The organism is Pontibacillus yanchengensis (assembly GCF_009856295.1).
GTDB lineage: Bacteria > Bacillota > Bacilli > Bacillales > BH030062 > Pontibacillus > Pontibacillus yanchengensis_A.
In genome coordinates this window covers 145,928-166,622 of the sequence record NZ_WMEU01000001.1, presented here as the reverse complement: position 1 = coordinate 166,622, position 20,695 = coordinate 145,928, and the positions used below count along the sequence as shown (strand labels likewise).

Genomic DNA, 20,695 nt, shown 5'->3' with positions numbered 1-20,695 from the left:
GTTTAGTTAAGAATGATACTTACTTGGTAGAAAGGAAATATGATAATGAAAAAAACAATAATGAAAACCTTTATGTTTATGTTTGCTTTATTTATTCTAGCTGCTTGTGGAGGTCAACCAAAAGAAGAAGGAAACAAAGCTTCATCAAGTGATTCCGATGATGTACCTGAAATGATTGAAGTTTCCATTTCAACAGACCCTTCAAGCGACCAATTAAAGCCTAAAGAGTCTTTCACTATTCAGGCTAAGGTAACCCAGGGTGATGAGAACGTAAATGATGCAGATGAAGTGGAGTTTGAATTTTGGAAGAAAGGCCAAGAAGAGCATAAAAAAGTAGAAGGTGAATTTACTGAAAAGGGTGTTTATGAAATAGAGAAAACAGTAAATGAACCAGGTACCTATTATGTTATTTCACATGTGACAGCAAGAGGCATGCATAATATGCCACAAAAAGAATTGCAAATTGGAGAAATGTATCATGGTTCATCCAATGAGGAAGGAATGGATGAAGGGGAAAGTTATGAAGAAGGTAGTAGTGAAGAATCTGATCATGGTGAGGGTGGCATAGTGGCGCATGTCATGTTAGATGATAAGCTACCTGTGAATGAAGAGGTTACCCTGGTAGGTCATTTACAAAAAGATAATGAACCTTTAACCGAAGCAGAAATACAGTTTGAAGTTTGGAAAAATGGGGACGAAAAACACGAATATGTAGATGCTAAAGAAGGTAAACAAGGTGAATATTCCGTAGCTTATACATTTAAAGAACAAGGGGAATACCATGTGAATCTTCACTATAAAAAAGGCGATATGCATAGTCATAAAGAAAAAATGGTGGCGGTTGAATAAAGAAGTAGAGCTCCAGATATGATTCTGCAGCTCTTTTTTTGTTATTTAAGAAATTTTAAAATGTTTGCTTGTATATTCCTTGGTGTACCGCAGCCCATTCCTTGCTAAATAGGCACTTCTGCGCTATTAAGCTCACTTAACCTTAAGTATGCTGACCAAGCTTGCGAATTCCCTCCACCACTTGAGGATTTTCTAATGCTGATAAATCTCCAGACTCTTCGTTTAAATATGCTGTTCGAATAGCTCTTCGCATTACCTTAGCATTTCTTGTTTTAGGTAGGTCCTCTACAAAATAAAGATTACTAGGTCCTAATGCTTTTCCTAAAACAGAAATAGTATGTTGCAAAATCTTTTCTTTTAAGGCATCTGTTTCAGACATATGGGGTTTTAAGACGACAAATGCAACGGGGGTTTCGCCTTTAACCTGATGGGGAACTCCGATTACCCCGGCCTCAACTACTGCATCATGTTCAACTAGTACAGATTCAATTTCAGCTGGTCCCGTTCGCTTGCCGGCAACGTTTAACGTGTCATCAGATCGGCCTGTAATGGTATAAAATCCTTCCTCATCATGGATAACCCAGTCTCCATGTACCCACGTGTCAGGCCAGCGATTCCAATATGTTTTTTCATACCGTTCATTTTCTTTATAAAACCCTTTCGTCATACCTACCCATGGCTTAAGGAGTACAAGCTCGCCAACTTGGTTAGAGACTGAATTTCCTTGATGATTATATACTTGTACGTCCATACCAGGTAAGGCTGAATTAAAGGTTACCGGACCAATTGGTTTTACCAATACATTGCCTAGCATTCCACCTGATATTTCCGTTCCTCCTGAATAGTTAAAGATAGGGATTTGTGATTTCCCGACATCTTTAAATAACCACATCCATGGTTCTGGATTAAAGGGTTCTCCTGTTGCTCCAATCACTCGTAGGGTTGATAAATCATGTTGATTGACCCAATCTGTCCCGTTCTTCATCAAGGAGCGGACTAGTGTAGGTGAAATGCCAAGATGTGTCACTTGGTGTCTTTCTACAATATCCCACAATCGATCTGGGTTAGGGTAGTCAGGTGTTCCTTCAAACATGACAATGGAGGCACCATTAATCAACCCTCCATACACTAGAAATGGACCCATCATCCATCCCATATCTGTGTACCAAAATAAAGTATCTTTCTTTTTTACATCCATCCCAATACCAGCATCAAAGGAAGCCTTAATAGGAAAGCCACTATGTGTATGAAGAGCTCCTTTCGGTTTACCAGTAGTACCTGAGGTGTAAATAATCATAAAAGGGTCATCAGCGTTCATTTCTTCGGTTTTGAAATCGGTTACATTTTTCGTCATGGTCGACCATGTTACTTCTTTGTACGCATCCAGATCTATTTCCGAACCTAAACGCTCAACTACTATCATTTTTTCTATAGAGGGACACTGTTTGATTGCTTTGTCTGCTTCTTCTTTCATAAGCATTGTTTTACCACGTCTGTGGAATCCATCAGCTGTTATGAGTACTTTGGCCTTTGATGCATTTATTCTAGTCGCAATGGCGTCTGCTTTATAACCTGAGAATGCTGGTGAAAAAATCGCACCAATTTTAGAAGCGGCTAGCATGGAAAAAAGGGTTTCTGGAATCATAGGTAAGTATAAAGCAATGATGTCTCCTTTTTCTATTCCTATATCTTGAAAACCAGCAGCTGCTTGATTTACTTCTTTGAGTAGTTGTTTATAAGTAAACATACGAGTTAATCCTTCATCACTTTCCCATATAAGGGCAAGTTCATTTGCCATATCCGTATCATTAGCCCACTTTTCCACTGCATTGTAGGTAACATTCAACTTACCGTTAACAAACCAATTTGGATACTTGATTCCTTTGGATAAATCTAATGTTTGATTGTAGTCATGGAACCATTCAATGCCAAGTTCTGAAACGGCCTGATCCCAAAACCATTCTATTTCATCAATAGATTTTTCATGAAAGGCATCGTAATCTGTGTAACCAAGTGAGTTCATCCATTGATACAATCGAGTTTGTTTTTTGTATGTTTCACTAGGAAACCATACTGCGTGTTGTGACAAATCGAATCCTCCTTCGTCATACGAATATTCTGAAACTTCCTAGTGTCTATTATATAACAAAATGAAAGCGCTTTGAACTGGGGGGGTGAAATATCGTTGTCAAATAAAATACAGGATAGAAAGGATGATTAGAAGGAAATAAAAAAGAGCAAACATAGCGAAGATGATTGCTCTTTTTATGAAATCTATTGATAGATTTCATTCATAATTCGTTTTAAAATATCTAATTGCTCATCAAAAAGCACCTTATAATGTTTTTTAAGAACTTCAAATTCCTCTGTACCTTTTTCTGTAACACGGTACCAGTAAACTTTTTGACGTTTTTTCTCATAGGATTTGTAATCTTCTTTTCGTTGGAGAAGACCTTCATCTGTCATTTCATGTAATGTATCCAGAAGAGTAGATGGAGCTGGGCGCCAATTGCCAGTTAACTTAGCAAACTCTTCTTTAAAGTGTTCACTAATCATGGATGTACGTTTGTGTAACAAATGTAAGACGTAAAACTTTGTGAATTGAGCGGCTGACATGTTCAAGGCAAACTTTTTTGGATTGTTTTTACTAGACAAATTCATCCCGCCTTTAGTAGGGTTTATTTCATGGAAATCCATCCAAAATATTCATTGTTTTCTAATTATATCATATCTATACTTAGTAGTAACTCCAAGTAGATAATAAAAAACAAAGAAAAAAAACAACTAAAACAATAAATAATGTATTTTTACACTGTTTATGTTACAATGTGCCATGTAATATTTACGTTAAATTAAATTCCACATATTCTTTAGAAATATCAATGGATTTTATAATGATTTCTATGGTAGATTCTTGGTATGATAAGAATGTTAGGAATTATGGTGATATCAACTATTATATAGTTCTCTCTTTAGAGAGCGTCGTCGACTCAAAGATTGTATTACACTGTCACGTTACATGTATTTATTCCATTTCTATAAGGCTGAAGCACAAGATATATGCTTCAGTCTTTTGTTTGGAAGTAACGATATTTGGTTTCATCGATACTAGGATAAAAACTCCTATCAAGTGGAATACTGTTTCATTAATAGGAAGACAAAGGAGTATGTATAGTGAAGATTGCGATAATAACAGAAACGTTTCTGCCTTCTACAGATGGAGTTGTAACAAGGTTAACAGAAGCTATTAAGTATTTACGCAAACAAAATCACGAAGTTGTTGTTATTGCACCTGATCTTGGCGTTACGGAATTTGAAGGAGCAATTATTGAAGGGGTAAAAGCAACAAATTTACCTTTCTATAGGTACCGACCGTTTGCACTACCAAATAAAATTGTTAAAGATCTCCTGGAGAAACATCAACCTGATTTAGTACATGTGGTGAACCCAGCATTACTAGGAGTTAGTGGAGTAAAGTATGCAAGTCTTCTTAACTTTCCATTAATTGCTTCTTATCACACTCACGTACCAAAATATATGGACTATTATAATTTATATCCATTTAAGCCAATTCTATGGTGGTATTTTAAACGCCTGCACAATAAAGCAGATCTTAATTTGTGTACCTCTCAAGCTGTCAAAAATGAATTGGATGAGCATGGTTTTCACAATGTTCATGTTTGGAAGCGAGGGGTGGCGATAGATCGATACCATCCGAGCCATTATAATGAAGATATGCGTAACCGTTTGTCCGGTGGGGAGCCTGAAAAAAAGCTACTTGTATTCGTGGGTCGTTTAGCACCGGAAAAGGAAATTCATAAGCTAAAGCCTTTACTTGAAAAACGTAGTGATGTTCGGTTGGCCATCGTAGGAGATGGACCTGTTCGGGAGCAATTAGAAAATAAATTTACCGGTACAAATACCATTTTCACAGGCTTCTTACATGGTAATGAACTATCTCAAGCGTTCTCATCAGCTGATGCGTTTATTTTCCCATCTATTACAGAAACATTAGGTTTGGTTATCCTAGAAGCAATGGCTTCAGGCTTACCAGTCATTGCTGCCAAGAGTGGACCTACTATGGAACAGGTGGATGATGAACGAACTGGCCTATTATTCGAAAATGAAGATACGCAGAGTTTAATTACAGCTGTAGAAAAGCTAGAAGATCCGGCTCTTCACCAAAGCATGAGAGAAAATGCTAGAGAGGAAGCCGAGAAATTCAGCTGGACTAAACCATCTGAACAAATCCTCGAAGTATATGAGGAGGTTCTGGGTGTAACAGCTATGAAACAAGCACAATGAAATGACTAACAAAAAGACTAAAACATAGGTTTTAGTCTTTTTAGTATGGAATAAATCTTACATGTAATCAGGAGGGACCATGATGATAAAATTAGCTTGTAATTATTCAGCAGAATTATTGAACTTATTACATCAAGAAAAAGTAACAGTAGATTGGATTAAACTCTCTCGCTGGGATGTTTATACAAAAGAGGTACAATTCGCTCGTAAAGTAAGACCTGTTTTACTACATACATTACCCAATGCAGCACAATCAAATCTTGAGGAAATGGATTGGGATGATATCAATAATGCGATTCAAGAATGTAGTTCACCACATATTGCGATTCACCTATCTGGTCGTCATAACTACTGGCCCAATCATCCTGCGACAATAGAAGCTATTAAACAACGTTTACATAATGGGATCCTCTATTGTAAAGGAAAGCTTGATGTAAATCTGCTTATTGAAAATGTTCCTTATGACTCTAGGAGTGAAGTATATAAATGTGTATCAGATCCATCCTTTATCTATTCATTATGTGAAGACACAGGTGTTGAACTTCTACTTGATTTAGCTCATTTACGAGTTGCTGCCTATCATCGAAATGAATCACCTTACGACTATTTAGACCAGTTACCGCTACATCGAATTAGAGAGATTCATGTTTGCGGTCCAGAATATGATCCAGAAAATGGACTACAAGATCGGCACTTAGAAATGGCAGAAGAAGATTATCAATTATTAGCCTTCACACTTACCAAAACATCTCCTGATTTTGTCACGTTGGAGTATGGAGGAACAGGAAAGAAGATGGAGTGGAGAAGTGATCAGGACACGTTAGAAAGGCAACTGCAGAGGTTGAGTGATATAGTGAATAGCCAATTTAAACATGATGGAATATAAAATACGAACAAACGTTTCTGTAAAGGTGATAACGTTAACAGACAGTGTGTTTTTATGCTAATATTTTATACTATTAGGATTTCGTAGATATTAATGCTATTTCTCATACACTTATTTATTGTTTTGAGGGATTTTAACTATTAATAGCACAGGACATTTATGGTAAAATTTAGTTTATAAAAAGACAGAATAAGCATAATTTCCCTTCATTTGATGGATTTTACTATAGGCGTGAAAACAGTTTCGATTGATTCCTATAATAAGAAAAGCATCGTTTGGACGATGAGGTTTGAAATTCGATGAACTAGTTATCTGAAGCATGTAGGTTCTGCTTAGCGTTCACAATACCTCAGTATATATTACTAAGCAGTTTTCCCTTTATGTGGTAAAATACATGTAGAGTTATCGATTCTATCAACATCAACTTTACAATACCTTTCTTCAGCTTCTATCCCCTCCATTTACACTTTTCATTTGCCTTCCGTTTATTCTCATAGTACAGTTGTGTTTCGTTGAAAGGAGTGAAGACCATGACACGAGTGGTCATCTTAGCAGAGAAACCGTCTCAAGCAAAAGCATATGCCGACGCATTTCAAATAAAAGAAAAAACCAAAACACATATCGAATTAAAACCAGACGACACATTTCCCGATGGTGCGACCATTACGTGGGGGATTGGCCATTTAGTAGAATTACAAGAGCCTCATGAATACAAACCTGAATGGAAGAAATGGAAGCTCGATCAGTTACCTATAGTTCCAGATCAATTCTATGAAAAAGTATCCAGTGGCAAATGGGCTCAATTCAAAACCGTTAAACACCTTTTCCAACAAGCAGACGTTATCATCAATGGAACCGATGTGGACCGGGAAGGATCAAATATTTTCTATAGTATCCTACGACTTACAGGTGTAAAAGGGAAACCAATCAAACGTTTATGGATTAACTCCCTAGAAAAAGATGAGGTCAGAAAAGGGTTTAACCAGCTACAAAATAATGAAAAGGATTTGTTTTTGTTCGATGAAGCTAAGGCACGTCAGATTAGCGATTGGATGGTAGGTATCAATGCCAGTCGTCTATTTACAGTTTTGCTGCAAACAAAAGGATTTTCAGGATATCTATCAATCGGTCGAGTACAATCACCTACCGTCTATTTAATATATCAAAGGCAAAAAGAGATTGAAGACTTTGTTCCAGAACCTTTTTATCAGATTGAAAGTTATTTTCAAGCGGATAAAGGTACATATAAAGGCATAGCAAACATCAAAGAAACCGACAAGGCCAAAGTACAAGCTATAATGGATCAGCATAGACTTAAGGAAAAAGAAGAGCTACCGGGTACAGTGCAAAAGGTGGAGAAGAAAACGAAGCAACAAAAATCTCCAAAACTTCATTCCTTATCTACATTGCAGAGTGTAGCGAATAAACGTTGGAAATACAGCCCTTCAAAAGTGTTGAAAACAATGCAGAAATTATATGAGAAACGATTAGTTACATATCCACGTACAGACTGTAACTTTATTACAGAAAATGAATTTGCTTACTTATTGAAGAACCTTTCTAAGTATCAGGAAACTATGAACGTTTCCTTTACACCAGTCTCCCTTAAGCCGAATAAGCGATACGTAGACAGCAACAAAGTTCAGGAACACTATGCAATAATCCCGACAAAAACGGTTCCTACCACTAAAAAACTAGCTAGCTTAAGTTATGAGGAACGTAACATCTATAATGAGATTATGATGAACACACTTGCTATGTTTCATGAAAATTATGTATATGAAGAAACCACCATCATAACTGATGTAAATGGGTTGCCATTTAAAACAACAGGTAAGACAGAAGTAAAGCGTGGATGGAAGGAATTGTTCCCTAAGCCTGCAAAATCGAATCAAGAGAAAGACTCCATTTTACCTGATGTATATAACGGCGAAGGTGTAAAGGCACATGTTCATTTAAAAGAGAGCATGACAAAGCCACCAAAGCCTTACACAGAAGGCGATCTGATTAATATGATGAAAACTTGTGGAAAGCTTATCGACAATGAAGAAGACGTAGAAATGCTTAAGGAAGTCGAAGGTCTTGGTACGGAAGCAACACGATCTAGTATTATCGAAACGATTAAGAACCAACAATATATAGAAGTAAAAAAGAATGTCGTATATGTAACAGATAAGGGGATAACTCTATGTGAAGCCATTGAGGGCACACTTCTATCTAGTCCTAGTATGACGGCCAAATGGGAATCTTATCTAAAAAAGATTGGAAGCGGTCAAGGTTCCAAACAAACGTTCATAAAGCAAACAAGCCAGTTCATAGAGAAATTAATAGAAGAAACACCCAACACCCTTGGTCATATACAAGTTAAACAAACAAAAGGAGCGGAACAAAACAATAATAAAGAGATTGTTAGATGCCCCTCTTGTATGACTGGATCAATTGTTGATCGCTACAAATTCTATGGATGTTCTAATTATAAAGAAGGATGCAACGTCACATTTCCGAAGAAATTAGCAGGGAAAACATTAACACCGAACATGATTAAAACACTTTGTCAGAAGAAACAAACGAGAGTTCTTAAAGGATTTAAAGGAAAAAAACCATTCAAAACAGCACTAAAATTAGACGAAGAGTTCAAAATAAGATTTGATTTTAAAGATAATCTATCAAAAACTAATGACTAGTTTAATCCAATAATTCAACCTCAAATTATCCCATCTATAAAGCTAATATAAGCTAATGATGCTTTTTAAAATCATTAGCTCCTTTTTTTCTTTCAGGAAGAAATCTGTCTAATCGAAGCACAAAATAACAGGAACTTAGTGAACATAATAAATATAATAGAGCTAGAAACTCTGATGGTCATGAAAGGATACCTATTATGTCAGACTTTTACGTTAATGTGTTTCAAACAAGAGATACTTCGTTTCAAATTGGGGTTCTTACAGGAAGGATGATTCGAAATACCTTGATAGTATGGAAAGAACTTACTAAGCAAGGGATGGATCATGACAATATGAAATCTATATATGAAACATATGCTCCAAATCTGTTGGAAGAGTTAGAAGGATTGGCTTCTCCAGATTATTATGACAGTATTTTTAGTTTAGTTCAGCCTGAAGAAGCGGTTAGCATCAGTAGGGTATAATCTTCAAATTCTAGGTAGGCATGATGGAGTAGACCAAGAAGGATTAGTCTTAAGGTTGCATTTTGTTAGTCATGAGGATTATAGAAAAGGGGTATCACCGTGGATTTCGATACGAATGGTTTTAGATACGTGTTCTTCCTTAGATGAAGCGGTGTCTTTGCTTAAAGAAATCCCTCACGCTGCTTGCTATAATTTTTCCATAGGAGATCGAGAAGGAAATATAGCTGTTGTAGAAGCTAGTCCAGAACAAGTTGCGGTAAGGAATGATGGTGCATCATTAACCTGTGTGAATCATTTTCAAACCAAACTGCTAAAAAGTAAGAATCGAACAAATATAGAAGGGTCTATAAAGAGAAACGACTACTTGAATTTGTTTAAAGGTGGATATCTTTTCCAACACGAACTATTCAACATGTTTAAATGTAAGAACTCTCCAGTTTACTTTACTGATTATGAAAATCAATTTGGAACACTACATACATTTTCATACCCCTATCAAAATTCAAGGATCTTAACCTCTATTGCTCAAAGTAATCAAGTATTAGATATGGATTTGCAAAAGTGGGTGGATGGTGAAGATATAAATGTACAGGTTTTAAAAGGCTATATTGAATAAGAGCTATAATATTTCTTCTTATTGGTGTAACGAGATGTATAGACTTCCTAACTTTAGGAAGTCTTTTTATTCAAATGCCCATTTGAATATTTTCTGTTGACCTTGGAAGAACAAAAACATACACTATAAACAAACATTAAAACAATTATTTGAATGAAGGTGTATAAATTGAGTGAAAAAGTAATAAAACAATCCAATAAAGAAACGTGTGATACATTTTGCTATGATGAGGAAGTCGTCCTAAGAGTACAACCAGAAATAGAAAAGGTGGAAGGCGTAGAATTAATTTTTAAAGCACTATCAGACGCTACGAGAATGAAAATTGCCTATGCATTATCAATAGAAAAAGAGCTTTGTGTTTGTGATGTGGCTAATATTATTGGCTCAACGACGGCTACAGCTTCCCATCATTTAAGATTGTTGCGTAACATGAAATTAGCTAAATATCGAAAAGAAGGAAAGCTTGTTTTTTACTCTTTAGCAGATGATCATGTACATCAACTAGTTTCGATAGCTTTGGTTCACTCAAAGGAATCATAACTCTTGTGGACGTATAGAGGGGGAACATAAAATGAGTCAAATAGAAAAAGACCAACAATCAAGTTGCTGTTCTAATAAGCTGGATAATGCAGAAGCTCCCCAAACTACCAATTCCTGCTGCTCTGGGGAAGAAACCAAGATGAATCAAGACAAAGATAAAAATAAAAGTGCATCACCTTGTTGTGAAAAGGAAACAAGCACCACATCTTGCTGCAGCAGCAACAATGAAAGCACTAAAAACACACAGGAAGAGGGTAACGAGGGAAATGATAAACATAATATTGTGGAGTATAACATTAGGGGAATGGACTGTCCTTCATGTGCAGTTACCATTGAAAAAGGGTTAAGGAAGACTGACGGAATTCAAACGGTACAAGTGAATTATGGAACTGGAAAGATGGCAGTCGTAGCGGAGGACCCTTCCATTTATAGCACAATTCCAAAGCAAGTCAGAAAATTAGGTTTTGAGGCCGCTCTTGTCGACTCTAATATCAGCCAAGAGACTTACAGAATTGAAGGGATGGATTGTGGTTCTTGCGCCAAAACAATCGAAAATCATTTGAGTAAGAATCCCAATGTGCATACGGTTCGTGTGAACTTTTCCACTGGAAACATGAGAATAGAGCATGCTACAACTTCAAAAGACATAGTAAAAGAAGTACAAAAAGCAGGTTTTGATGCTGGGTTAGAGTCCTCTGAACAAAACAACAAGCAAGCAGCTGATAAAAAAATGTTGTTAGGTTCTGCGACCACCCTATCTGGAATATTTCTAGCGCTTGGTGCGATTGCTTCCTTTGCAAATCTTGTTTCAAGCTTATCTATGGTCTTATATGGCACTGCTATTCTCATAGGTGGTTTTAAACCAGCAAGAAGTGCTTTTTATGCAATTAAAAGTAGATCTCTTGACATGAATGTTCTGATGGCATCCGCAGCAATTGGAGCAGCTTTTATTGGTGAATGGTTTGAAGGAGCTATGGTAGTCTGGCTCTTCGCTTTAGGAAATACACTGCAAAGCAGATCAATCGAACGCACTCGTGACTCTATTAGAAGTTTAATGAACCTAACACCTTCAGAAGCTACCGTTAAAATCGGTGAGCAACTAATTCGTAAGGCCGTCAAAGAAGTTGAGATTAATGATATTATCATCGTCAAACCAGGTGAAAAAATCCCCCTTGATGGTGAAATCCTAACTGGAATATCCAGTATTAATCAAGCCCCTATCACAGGAGAATCCTTACCTGTAGAAAAACAACAAGGGGATACGGTTTATGCTGGTACGGTCAACGAAAATGGATCTTTAGAAATAAAAGTAACGAAACTCGTGGAAGATACAACGATTGCCAAGATTATTCATCTAGTTGAAGAAGCACAGGAGCAAAAAGCTCCTACTCAAGCTTATGTTGATCGTTTTGCCAGTGTCTATACTCCAATTGTTTTTGTATTAGCCCTTTTTGTTATGGTGCTTCCTCCACTATTAGGCTTTGGCACCTGGGGAGATTGGCTCTACAAAGGGCTTGCCTTATTAGTAGTGGCGTGTCCTTGTGCTCTTGTGATTTCTACACCTGTAGCTATTGTTTCTGCTATTGGCAATGCAGCTAAGAGAGGGGTATTAATCAAAGGAGGTACGTTTTTAGAAAAAGCTGGCGTAATTCAAGCAATTGCTTTTGATAAAACAGGAACGTTAACAGAGGGAAAACCAAAGGTAACAGAAGTAATTAGCCTTAACGACAACAGAGAAGAGCTCATTGCTATTGCAAGAACAATAGAAGAGTATTCTACTCATCCTATTGCTAAAGCCATCACCACCTACGCAGAAGAACGAGATATCCTGGCTAAAAATGGGGAAGCTTTTCAAGCAATCGCTGGAAAAGGAGCTCAAGCAACAATAGATGGTGTCGAATACTTTGCTGGCAACCCTAAGTTGTTTAAAGAATTAAACGTAACTCTAGAACAAATAGAAGAACGTATCCATGCTTTACAGGGAACAGGAAATACAATGGTTGTGGTAGGTACTCATAAGAAGATTCTTGGTATATTTGCTGTGGCAGATACGATCCGTGATATTACTGTACATTCCATTAAGACACTCAAAGCAGTAGGAATGAATGAGATGGTAATGTTGACTGGAGACAATGAAGAAACAGCAACAAAAATCGCTAACGACACAGGTATTGATCGTTATTTTGCTGAACTATTACCAGAAGATAAAGTTTCGGCCATTAAGAAACTTCAGCATGAAGGAAAGCGCGTTGCTATGGTTGGAGATGGAATCAATGATGCACCAGCTCTAGCAACAGCTGACCTCGGGATTGCAATGGGTGGTGCCGGAACAGATACAGCCATGGAAACTGCCGACATTGTACTCATGGCAGATAATTTAGAGAAATTACCACACACTATTCGTTTGAGCCGTAGAGCATTGACTATTATTAAACAAAATATTTGGTTTTCAGTCATAACTAAATTAGCAGCACTGGTCCTGATATTCCCTGGCTTCTTAACCTTATGGATGGCCGTTCTAAGTGATACCGGTGCAGCATTAGTTGTTATTCTTAATAGTATGAGGTTATTAAGGCAAAAATAGGGGATAATATCGTTTTTGAAGTAAAATCATAGTTTGAAGGGCTTATTATTTAACGCTTGGATCCAATCCAAGCGTTTTTTTGCTATGTGATGGAATCCATACTATTAGATACATTTGTGGAATTTTATGTTAAATTTAGTACTTAGGCGAACTTCTTTATTTCTGATACTCATAAATTAATTGTTGAAATTTTTATTAGTGCTTATGGGTTTCTGAATAGCATTCAGTTGTTGGAGTTATATAACTATCAAAACATGTAAGACTGGTGGTGGGGTATATAAAACAGCACTTAAAGGAGTTATTGACTTAATGAATTTTCATATTGTTAACAATTATCACAATTACACTAATACATATTGCTATTGTATTAACAGTCCCTGGTTAAGTTAAATGGATTAAGTAATCTTTGTTTAATTTTTGATTCCAAAATATTATGATGGAGGAATTAAATGAGAAATTTACTATTTTTAATCATTGTTCTTGTTCTAGCATTTATTGGTATATTTATTGGTTCTGTCATGAATACGAATTATAAAGCAATTGAAAGTAATAATAGCTCCGATCTATATAAAGGAACTCCTCTCACAATTGCAATAATAGGAGACACTCCAAACGTTAAAGAAGAACAGGTAACCTTCCATGAAATAAAGTTATCAGAGGTAATAAATATCCCTAAGAATAAATATAATGCAGTCTTTATTATGGAAGAATATTTAGGTGAAGCAGCACACAAAAAGTATAGAGATGCGTATCAATCACTTGAAGTTCCAGTATTTTTTGTTAGATCGAAAGCATCACACATGCCTTTTATCAACATGGAAAATCAAATCAGCTATGAAAAATATGAAGATAGAGTTAATGACACTCAAGATTTTATTACCGGTCTTTGGTACCCAAAATCAAAAGAAGAATTCAAAACGTTCAGATTTGGTTACCGGGTGGAGAATGATGAATTTCAGAGGGATAATGTTCAAGGGGTTTACTCTTCTGTTTTTAAGAAGATTGAATCAACTCTACAGTAACTTCAAAACAATAATGCTAACAAGATAAGTAAGCGCTATTAGTTCCTTGATAAAGGAGAGAATTTTTTGAGTTCAACTACCAAATTGCCACTATCTGAGGCAGAAAAATCAATACTTCGAAAAGCTAAACTCAAAATGAGCGATATACATGCTTTTAATACATAACAAATAGCTAACATGCTCGATATTCCAGTTGGAGAAGCTGAGACTTTAAATGGATTGGCTGATTTTTAAACTGTTCTTTCTATTGGTATAAACTAGCTGAAAAGTTGGTATTTATGTTGAATATTTTTGCCTTTTCGGAAATTAAAAATGAGGATGGCGCTCAGCTTTTTGACCAATTAGAGCAAGAGTTAGGTTTATGTATTGATAGTTGTGTGGAAGACCAAATTCGTTGTGTAATCAACTACGCAAATAACCCTAATAGCAGCAAACAGTGGTTTGAACAGAAGAAAGAAAGGCTTATCGAGAGATAGTAGGTTTCCTTGAAAACAGACCTAAAAAGGCTTGGTATGATTAGAAAATAAAGACCAGGAAAATTTGAAATTCTCCTGGTTTCCTTGGTTGTTCTGAAATCTTTTCAAAATAGGTATGGACTATATGTTATCTTGATAATTCCCTTAATTTAATTTCATTTCTCTTTTTTTTGTGACTTCATCTTTTTCTTCGAAGACTCTCGGATCATAAATACTCATTTTTGTGTTTAGAAAAAAACCTATAATTTTCTTAATCTTAATAATGATAGATCCCTCCCATGTTATTATAGCGCTTACATTTCATTATTTTATGTAAACATTTGGCATATATACCATTAATAGAACAAAAAGTAAAAGAATATGTTAAATCTCTTAAAAGAGTAAGAGAGAGGAGGATACATCATAAGGAGAATTATTGTTCGGACTTTAGAAAAAAGAGGAGGTTTCCAAAGAAATGGCTTCTTACCACCTTAATTGTACTATGTAAAGCAAGTGTACAGTTCTATAATCAGTATTATAATCTAAATTACTTGCCTAAAGGGGAAATGAATGCTGTCTTCACATCTCCAAACGAAAATTTTGATATACATATAAACATCACTACTGAAATACCTAACAACAATGATAGGAACAACCATGGAATGAAGGGGGAGGAGGCGCTCTTTTTTTTCCAAAAATCCGAATGGTCTCATTATAGAAGTCGAGCTGATCCCAGGTCAACGAGATGAGTTCCTGTTTCCGCATGCCAGTTGTCGCAAGCAGTTTGATCATGGCTTCGTTGCGAAGGGAGAGGGGGCGTTCATCTTTATCCAAACCTGCAAACAGTTGTTTCAGTTCCTGTAGGTTCATATATACAGGAAGCTTGGTATCCGATTTGGGATATTTGATGCCAGCCATGAAGTCAGAAGAAAGCAGATTATTCGTTAAGCAGTAGTTACAAAACGACTTTAAGCACGAAATACGACGCTGCATCGACCGCGGGCTGACATGAGCTTTTCCCATTTGAAACTGGATAAACCGACGAACAATTGTTGGATTTACATCATCCACATTAGTCGAGCGTTTATGTTGCTCCAAAAAGTGCAAAAAGCTTTTTAAATCGGACTCATAGCCAATAAGCGTGTTGTTGGAGTAATTTTGTTCAACTTCGAGATAGAGTAAAAATTCGTCCAGATTTCCAATGAGAATGACCTCCAAGAATAGGATTATTTGGACGTACCACCAACTTATATCCGGAAACCAACATATTATAGGACGACACAGGAACTTATGGAGACAGTCCAATAAATTATCGTCAAGTTAGCCGAATAGCTTTCACATAATGTTTATTATAAGAAGTTGATGTAACAGCATTTTTTCAATTCTGTCTCACTATCTTAAGTATACTGGGTTTATGAGACACAAGTTATTGTTCAGGAAAGAGTTCCTATAATATATATTATGTTCGGGGCGTTAAAAGATATAAAAAAATAAAGCTTATTCTGTTCTATGTTTATGGTCCCTCTTCTTACTATTCTCTATATTCACAAAATCAGCACTATACTCAATAACATCATTTATATATAAGTTATGTTCTTTAGCAAATTCCTTAACTTTCTCTAACAACTCTTTATCGTATGTAGTTTTATACTGAGTTCGATCTTTTGGTCTTAAATCTTTATTAAACGTTATAACTCCTTCTGATAAAACGTATTCTAAACCTGTTTCCATTAAATAATTTACATGAGTATTGTTTTTATCAGCTACATTTTTTAGTCTCTCAAGTACTGTTTTACTAATATTCGTTCTGAACTTCACTCTACTTATATCTGTCGTATGAACTAATGATCCATTTACTGATTTCCACATTTTATTTATCTCTCCTTAACTATTATGTTTATAATTTATACAAACCGTAGGCCATTCTAAACTTCTCTATTACAAATAATTTCAGGTAGCATTATTATATATAACTTTTGCACGTTTAGGTAGAGTAAACCTCTTATTATTCTTTCCTTCACATCGTATCTGTAACTAGTTTCAAAATACTTCGCCACTATCATTCTTCACATATGATAGTTGATTTCTTTGGGTGCCTAATCAAGAAAAATATGAATAAATAAATTCCCTATTAATTTTATTTTATTATAACATCTTCTGATTTTTAATTATCAGAAATTTCAAAATGATATATTCTTGAGAGTTTATTGTAGTAATTACTCGAATTATGCGATATAATATCAAACCAGTACAGTTCATAAATGTATAACTGTACAAAAAATATTATTAAATAAAACAACATAGGAGGAAAAATGTGAATAAGTTTACACCAATGTTTTGGAATGCCTTAACAATTGGAATTGTATTCGTTGCCTGGGGTGCCATTTTCCCTGATCATTTATTAAACGTAATGATGACAATTCGAAATGGTATTTTAGATAAGTTTGGGTGGTTTTATCAATTATCTGTCACCTTTATGCTTATCATTTCTATTTATATTGCATTTAGTAAATTCGGAAAGATTAAGCTTGGTAAACAAGATGATAAACCAGAATATAATACACTAACTTGGTTCGCCATGTTATTCAGTGCAGGTATGGGTATTGGTCTATTATTCTACGGATTATCCGAACCGGTAACGCACTATGCGAACCCACCTGTTGGCGAGGCACAAACAATTGAATCTGCTAAACAAGGCTTGAAATATAGTTATCTTCACTGGGGGATACATGCTTGGGCTATATATGCAATTGTTGCATTAGCACTAGCTTACTTTAAATTTAAGAAAGACATGCCAGGATTAATGAGCGCGACCTTAATTCCTTTATTCGGAGATCGAATGAAAGGGAAAGCAGGTTATGTTGTTGATATTATTGCCGTATTTGCTACACTTTTCGGCGTTGCAATCTCTCTCGGTGTAGGTGCCAAGCAAATAAATGGCGGACTTAACTACTTGTGGGGTGTTCCAAATACATTCCCAGTTCAACTAATCATTATGGGAGTTACTGCAGTATTATTCATTTACTCTGCTGCTACCGGGTTATCAAAAGGTATCAAGTATCTTAGTAACACGAACCTAATTCTTGCAGTGACACTATTCTTTGCATTCTTATTACTAGGACCAACTCAATTCGTATTAGAAACCTTCTCTACTACTCTAGGTTCATATATTAAAGATTTTACTAGTATGGGACTTCGCTTTGCACCGTTCCAAGAAGAGAATAACTCCTGGGTTAAGGGTTGGACTATATTTTACTGGGCATGGTGGATTTCTTGGACACCATTTGTTAGTACATTTATCGCACGTGTTTCTAAAGGACGTAGCGTAAGAGAATTTCTTGTCGCAGTTGTGATTGCACCATCACTTGTGTGTACACTATGGTTTGGCGTATTTGGCGGAGCAGGAATATTCTTTGATTTTGTTCAAGGATTAGATGTTGCTGGTCAAAGCCTAGAAACTTCGCTATTCTACGTATTTGATCAATTACCACTTAGCGGATTACTTTCTGTAATTGCGATTATCCTGATTATGACATTCTTCGTAACTTCAGGTGACTCTGCAACATTCGTTTTAGGAATGCAAACATCAAACGGAAGCTTAAACCCACCATTCTTTGTTAAGTTTAGTTGGGGTGTGATCCTTACAGCTATTGCTGCTATTTTAATGGGAGCTGGAGGATTAGATGGTTTACAAGCTGCAGCTATCATTAGTGGATTGCCATTGACCATCATACTGTTGCTAATGATAGCAAGTTTACTCAAGTCATTTAAAACGGAACCAATTCCTGGTGAATCAAAAGAAGAAATAGAAGAAACTAAAACTAAAAAAGTTAGAACAAAAACAGAAGCTACGAATCCAGCTAAATAATTAAGTATAGAAAGAGGGTAAACCATACTGGTTTACCCTCTTTTTTATTTAGGCTGAGTAACGTTTATTGTTGATTATTAACATTATAAAGGGAACACCGAATATTGGTATTCCCTTAATACATAAAGTCTGATTTTCAAATAAACGGTCGAATTTTTGTGGATTATCCATGTTACTTTGAATCAAAGATCTTAATTCTTTTATACCAATTATCCAATTCTTCCTTATTTTTTATATCATATCTTCTTTCACCAAATCTAAAAATGATCTTTTCAACATCGCTAACTAAATTAAAGATAAAGGTAGAATTAGTAATGGTAGTGATTTGTACTTCTTGTTCATTGAGTTTATTATAGCGAATGGTAATTTGCTTTTCTTCTGGATAAAGGGAAAAAATTTTTAATTCTTCGTGAGAATTCAAATCTCTGATAATCTTTCTTACACTTACTCTGATTTAGAACGTACGTTTGTTTCAATTAAGTATCAACAATTACCTTTAACAGCCCTTTTTAAATTAATTACATACAAATAAACCAGGATCCTTTAGGACCCTGGTTGACTGTGTACTATTCTTTCTCCGCATCTGGAATGCCTGGTTGTTGTTCTTTTGTCCATGTGCTCTTCGCAGGTATTTTAGAATAGTCTGCACGATGGGAGTACTTTTGAGCTATTTCTGTTACTTCCTGTAATAGTCCGTTATCTAAAGTTGTAGGATTCAATCCTTTTGAAAGGAATAAATCATTTTTTACATGAAGATCGTTTTCTGCTGCTTCTTTACGAGGGTTGGATACATATGCGATTTCCCCACCTGTAAGTTCACTCACTAATTTTGCTAGGTCGTTTATACGATGCGTTTCTGTCATTTGGTTAAAAATCATGACTCTATCTTCACGAGCTGGTGGATTCTCAATAGCCAGTTCAATACAGCGTACTGTATCTTGAATATGGATGAATGCTCTTGTTTGTCCACCAGTGCCATGAACGGTAATAGGATACCCAACAGCAGCCTGCATTAAGAAACGATTTAATACAGTACCATAGTCTCCATCATAATCAAAACGATTGATTAGACGTTCGTCCATCTTTGTTTCGATTGTATTTGTACCCCACACAATTCCTTGGTGAAGATCAGTAATTCGTAAATTGTCATTTTTATTGTAGTAATGGAATAACAATTGATCTTGTGTCTTTGTCATGTGATAAATGGAACCAGGATTTGTCGGATAAAGAATTTGCTGTTGGACTCTTTCTCCTGAATCAGTTGTCACTTCAATATCTAAATATCCTTCAGGAATCTCCATACCAGCTGTTCCATATCCATAAACCCCCATTGTTCCTAAGTGTACGAGATGAATATCTAGCCCTGAATCTTCAATAGCACATAATACATTATGAGTTCCATTAATATTGTTATTTACAGTATAACGCTTATGTTTAGGTGATTTCATCGAGTAAGGGGCTGAACGTTGCTCAGCAAAATGTACAATGACATCTGGTTGCTCACTATGTAATATTTCAAGAAGATGATCGTACTCTTCTGCTATATCAATATTATAAAACCCCATTTTCTGACCAGAAACATCTTCCCATACTTTCAGCCTAGTACCCATTGGCTGAATAGGAGTTAATGATTCTGCTTCTAGTTCATTGTCAATATTACGTCTGGAGAGATTATCGATGATAATGACTTCATGACCCAAGTTAGAAAGATGTAGACTTGTAGGCCAACCACAGAATCCATCTCCTCCTAAGACAATAATCTTTTTCTTTGATTGTAAATGATTACTTTCTAAATTCATTTCGATACACCCTTTATCCATTAGTATATTATTTTCTTAGGAAAGAAAGTATTGGAATAACTTGTTCGTAGCGACTAAATAATCAATAACACACGTATGATGTAGTTATCTCTTTTATAACAACTACTTTTTAATCATATCTAAAGGGGGAAAGCAGTGCAACCTATTCATGTCATCTATATATGATTTTTACACGAAAGGAGAAGATGAAGTCCTGTGAAAGAAAGGATAAAGCCTTACTAAGAGAGAATGTAACAAACTGTTGAGTTATTGCTTTTGTTTATCTTCAAGTACTTCAAGGGCCTTATTAATAACTTCATCCTCTCCTTCCTTAATTGTTTCAATAGAAGGTCCAACTGTATAATCAGGTTCAATACCATTCATATGAAGTAGCTTCTCCCCTTCTTCTGTTCCTACATGAGTTCCAGTGAAATAAACATTGATATAGTTCGGTAACTGTATTTGCGTATTATATCCCACTTCCCCTTTAGAGGTTCTATCAACAAATTCACCAATTTCAGCATGCTCAAATAATCTTAAAAACTTTCAGCTTTACCGCGAAATTTCAAGAATTTTTATATAGATTAGTTGATTTTGTTCCTGTGAAATGAACATCTATTTCC

At 35.7% G+C, this 20,695-nt stretch carries 18 protein-coding genes; 11 read left to right on the top strand and 7 right to left on the bottom strand.

All coding sequences use genetic code 11. The features are described 5' to 3' along the window. Positions 1-45: 45 nt before the first annotated feature. Entirely contained in the window at positions 46-849 is an 804-nt protein-coding gene (locus GLW08_RS00760) for a FixH family protein (RefSeq protein WP_160846689.1), read from the top strand. Positions 850-991: 142 nt separating this feature from the next. Here GLW08_RS00760 and GLW08_RS00755 read toward each other — a convergent pair whose 3' ends face one another. After that, entirely contained in the window at positions 992-2,938 is a 1,947-nt protein-coding gene (locus GLW08_RS00755) for an AMP-binding protein (protein WP_237458251.1), read from the bottom strand. Between the two features lie 185 nt (positions 2,939-3,123). Continuing rightward, positions 3,124-3,510, bottom strand: coding sequence for a PadR family transcriptional regulator (locus GLW08_RS00750; RefSeq protein ID WP_237458328.1), 387 nt, complete (start codon positions 3,508-3,510; stop codon positions 3,124-3,126). 513 nt (positions 3,511-4,023) lie between these two features. Here GLW08_RS00750 and GLW08_RS00745 point away from each other — a divergent pair. From GLW08_RS00745 to GLW08_RS21745, 9 genes are all read left to right on the top strand, one after another. Next, a complete protein-coding gene (locus tag GLW08_RS00745; RefSeq protein WP_160846688.1) occupies positions 4,024-5,154 on the top strand; it encodes a glycosyltransferase in 1,131 nt (376 codons plus the stop codon). A gap of 79 nt (positions 5,155-5,233) precedes the next feature. Beyond that, positions 5,234-6,040 carry a DUF692 family multinuclear iron-containing protein gene (locus GLW08_RS00740; protein ID WP_160846687.1) on the top strand — a complete coding sequence of 269 codons (807 nt, stop codon included), beginning with the start codon at positions 5,234-5,236 and terminating at the stop codon, positions 6,038-6,040. A 530-nt stretch (positions 6,041-6,570) separates the two neighbouring features. Further along, positions 6,571-8,724, top strand: a complete 2,154-nt coding sequence (locus tag GLW08_RS00735; protein ID WP_160846686.1) for a type IA DNA topoisomerase — start codon at positions 6,571-6,573, stop codon at positions 8,722-8,724. A 197-nt stretch (positions 8,725-8,921) separates the two neighbouring features. Beyond that, complete coding sequence (locus GLW08_RS21750) at positions 8,922-9,188, top strand: hypothetical protein (protein WP_237458250.1); 267 nt, start codon at positions 8,922-8,924, stop codon at positions 9,186-9,188. Continuing rightward, positions 9,157-9,804, top strand: coding sequence for a C45 family autoproteolytic acyltransferase/hydolase (locus tag GLW08_RS00730; protein WP_237458327.1), 648 nt, complete (start codon positions 9,157-9,159; stop codon positions 9,802-9,804). The genes GLW08_RS21750 and GLW08_RS00730 overlap by 32 nt, the downstream gene beginning before the upstream one ends. Positions 9,805-9,972: 168 nt before the next feature. Continuing rightward, positions 9,973-10,344, top strand: a complete 372-nt coding sequence (locus tag GLW08_RS00725; protein ID WP_237458249.1) for an ArsR/SmtB family transcription factor — start codon at positions 9,973-9,975, stop codon at positions 10,342-10,344. Positions 10,345-10,375: 31 nt separating this feature from the next. Further along, positions 10,376-12,928 (top strand): heavy metal translocating P-type ATPase, encoded by a 2,553-nt coding sequence (locus GLW08_RS00720; protein ID WP_160846684.1) that lies wholly within the window; start codon positions 10,376-10,378, stop codon positions 12,926-12,928. Between the two features lie 449 nt (positions 12,929-13,377). After that, positions 13,378-13,950 carry a hypothetical protein gene (locus tag GLW08_RS00715; protein WP_160846683.1) on the top strand — a complete coding sequence of 191 codons (573 nt, stop codon included), beginning with the start codon at positions 13,378-13,380 and terminating at the stop codon, positions 13,948-13,950. 278 nt (positions 13,951-14,228) lie between these two features. Continuing rightward, positions 14,229-14,426: a helix-hairpin-helix domain-containing protein gene (locus GLW08_RS21745; RefSeq protein ID WP_237458248.1), complete on the top strand. Its 198-nt coding sequence runs from the start codon at positions 14,229-14,231 to the stop codon at positions 14,424-14,426. A 612-nt stretch (positions 14,427-15,038) separates the two neighbouring features. Here GLW08_RS21745 and GLW08_RS00705 read toward each other — a convergent pair. Together GLW08_RS00705 and GLW08_RS00700 are read right to left on the bottom strand one after the other, a co-directional pair. Next, positions 15,039-15,623 (bottom strand): tyrosine-type recombinase/integrase, encoded by a 585-nt coding sequence (locus GLW08_RS00705; RefSeq protein ID WP_160846681.1) that lies wholly within the window; start codon positions 15,621-15,623, stop codon positions 15,039-15,041. A 279-nt stretch (positions 15,624-15,902) separates the two neighbouring features. Further along, positions 15,903-16,274, bottom strand: a complete 372-nt coding sequence (locus GLW08_RS00700; protein WP_160846680.1) for an rRNA methyltransferase — start codon at positions 16,272-16,274, stop codon at positions 15,903-15,905. Between the two features lie 445 nt (positions 16,275-16,719). Here GLW08_RS00700 and GLW08_RS00695 point away from each other — a divergent pair, with 445 nt between their 5' ends. Continuing rightward, a complete protein-coding gene (locus GLW08_RS00695; RefSeq protein WP_337193873.1) occupies positions 16,720-18,273 on the top strand; it encodes a BCCT family transporter in 1,554 nt (517 codons plus the stop codon). A gap of 172 nt (positions 18,274-18,445) precedes the next feature. Here the strand turns inward: GLW08_RS00695 and GLW08_RS00690 are convergent, their stop codons facing one another. The 3 genes from GLW08_RS00690 to GLW08_RS00680 all read right to left on the bottom strand — a co-directional run bounded on the left by GLW08_RS00690 (position 18,446) and on the right by GLW08_RS00680 (position 20,552). Next, complete coding sequence (locus GLW08_RS00690) at positions 18,446-18,694, bottom strand: hypothetical protein (RefSeq protein WP_160846679.1); 249 nt, start codon at positions 18,692-18,694, stop codon at positions 18,446-18,448. Positions 18,695-18,839: 145 nt separating this feature from the next. Next, positions 18,840-20,072 carry an NAD-dependent epimerase/dehydratase family protein gene (locus GLW08_RS00685; protein ID WP_160846678.1) on the bottom strand — a complete coding sequence of 411 codons (1,233 nt, stop codon included), beginning with the start codon at positions 20,070-20,072 and terminating at the stop codon, positions 18,840-18,842. A 267-nt stretch (positions 20,073-20,339) separates the two neighbouring features. Then, complete coding sequence (locus tag GLW08_RS00680; protein WP_160846677.1) at positions 20,340-20,552, bottom strand: hypothetical protein; 213 nt, start codon at positions 20,550-20,552, stop codon at positions 20,340-20,342. Positions 20,553-20,695 lie beyond the last annotated feature (143 nt).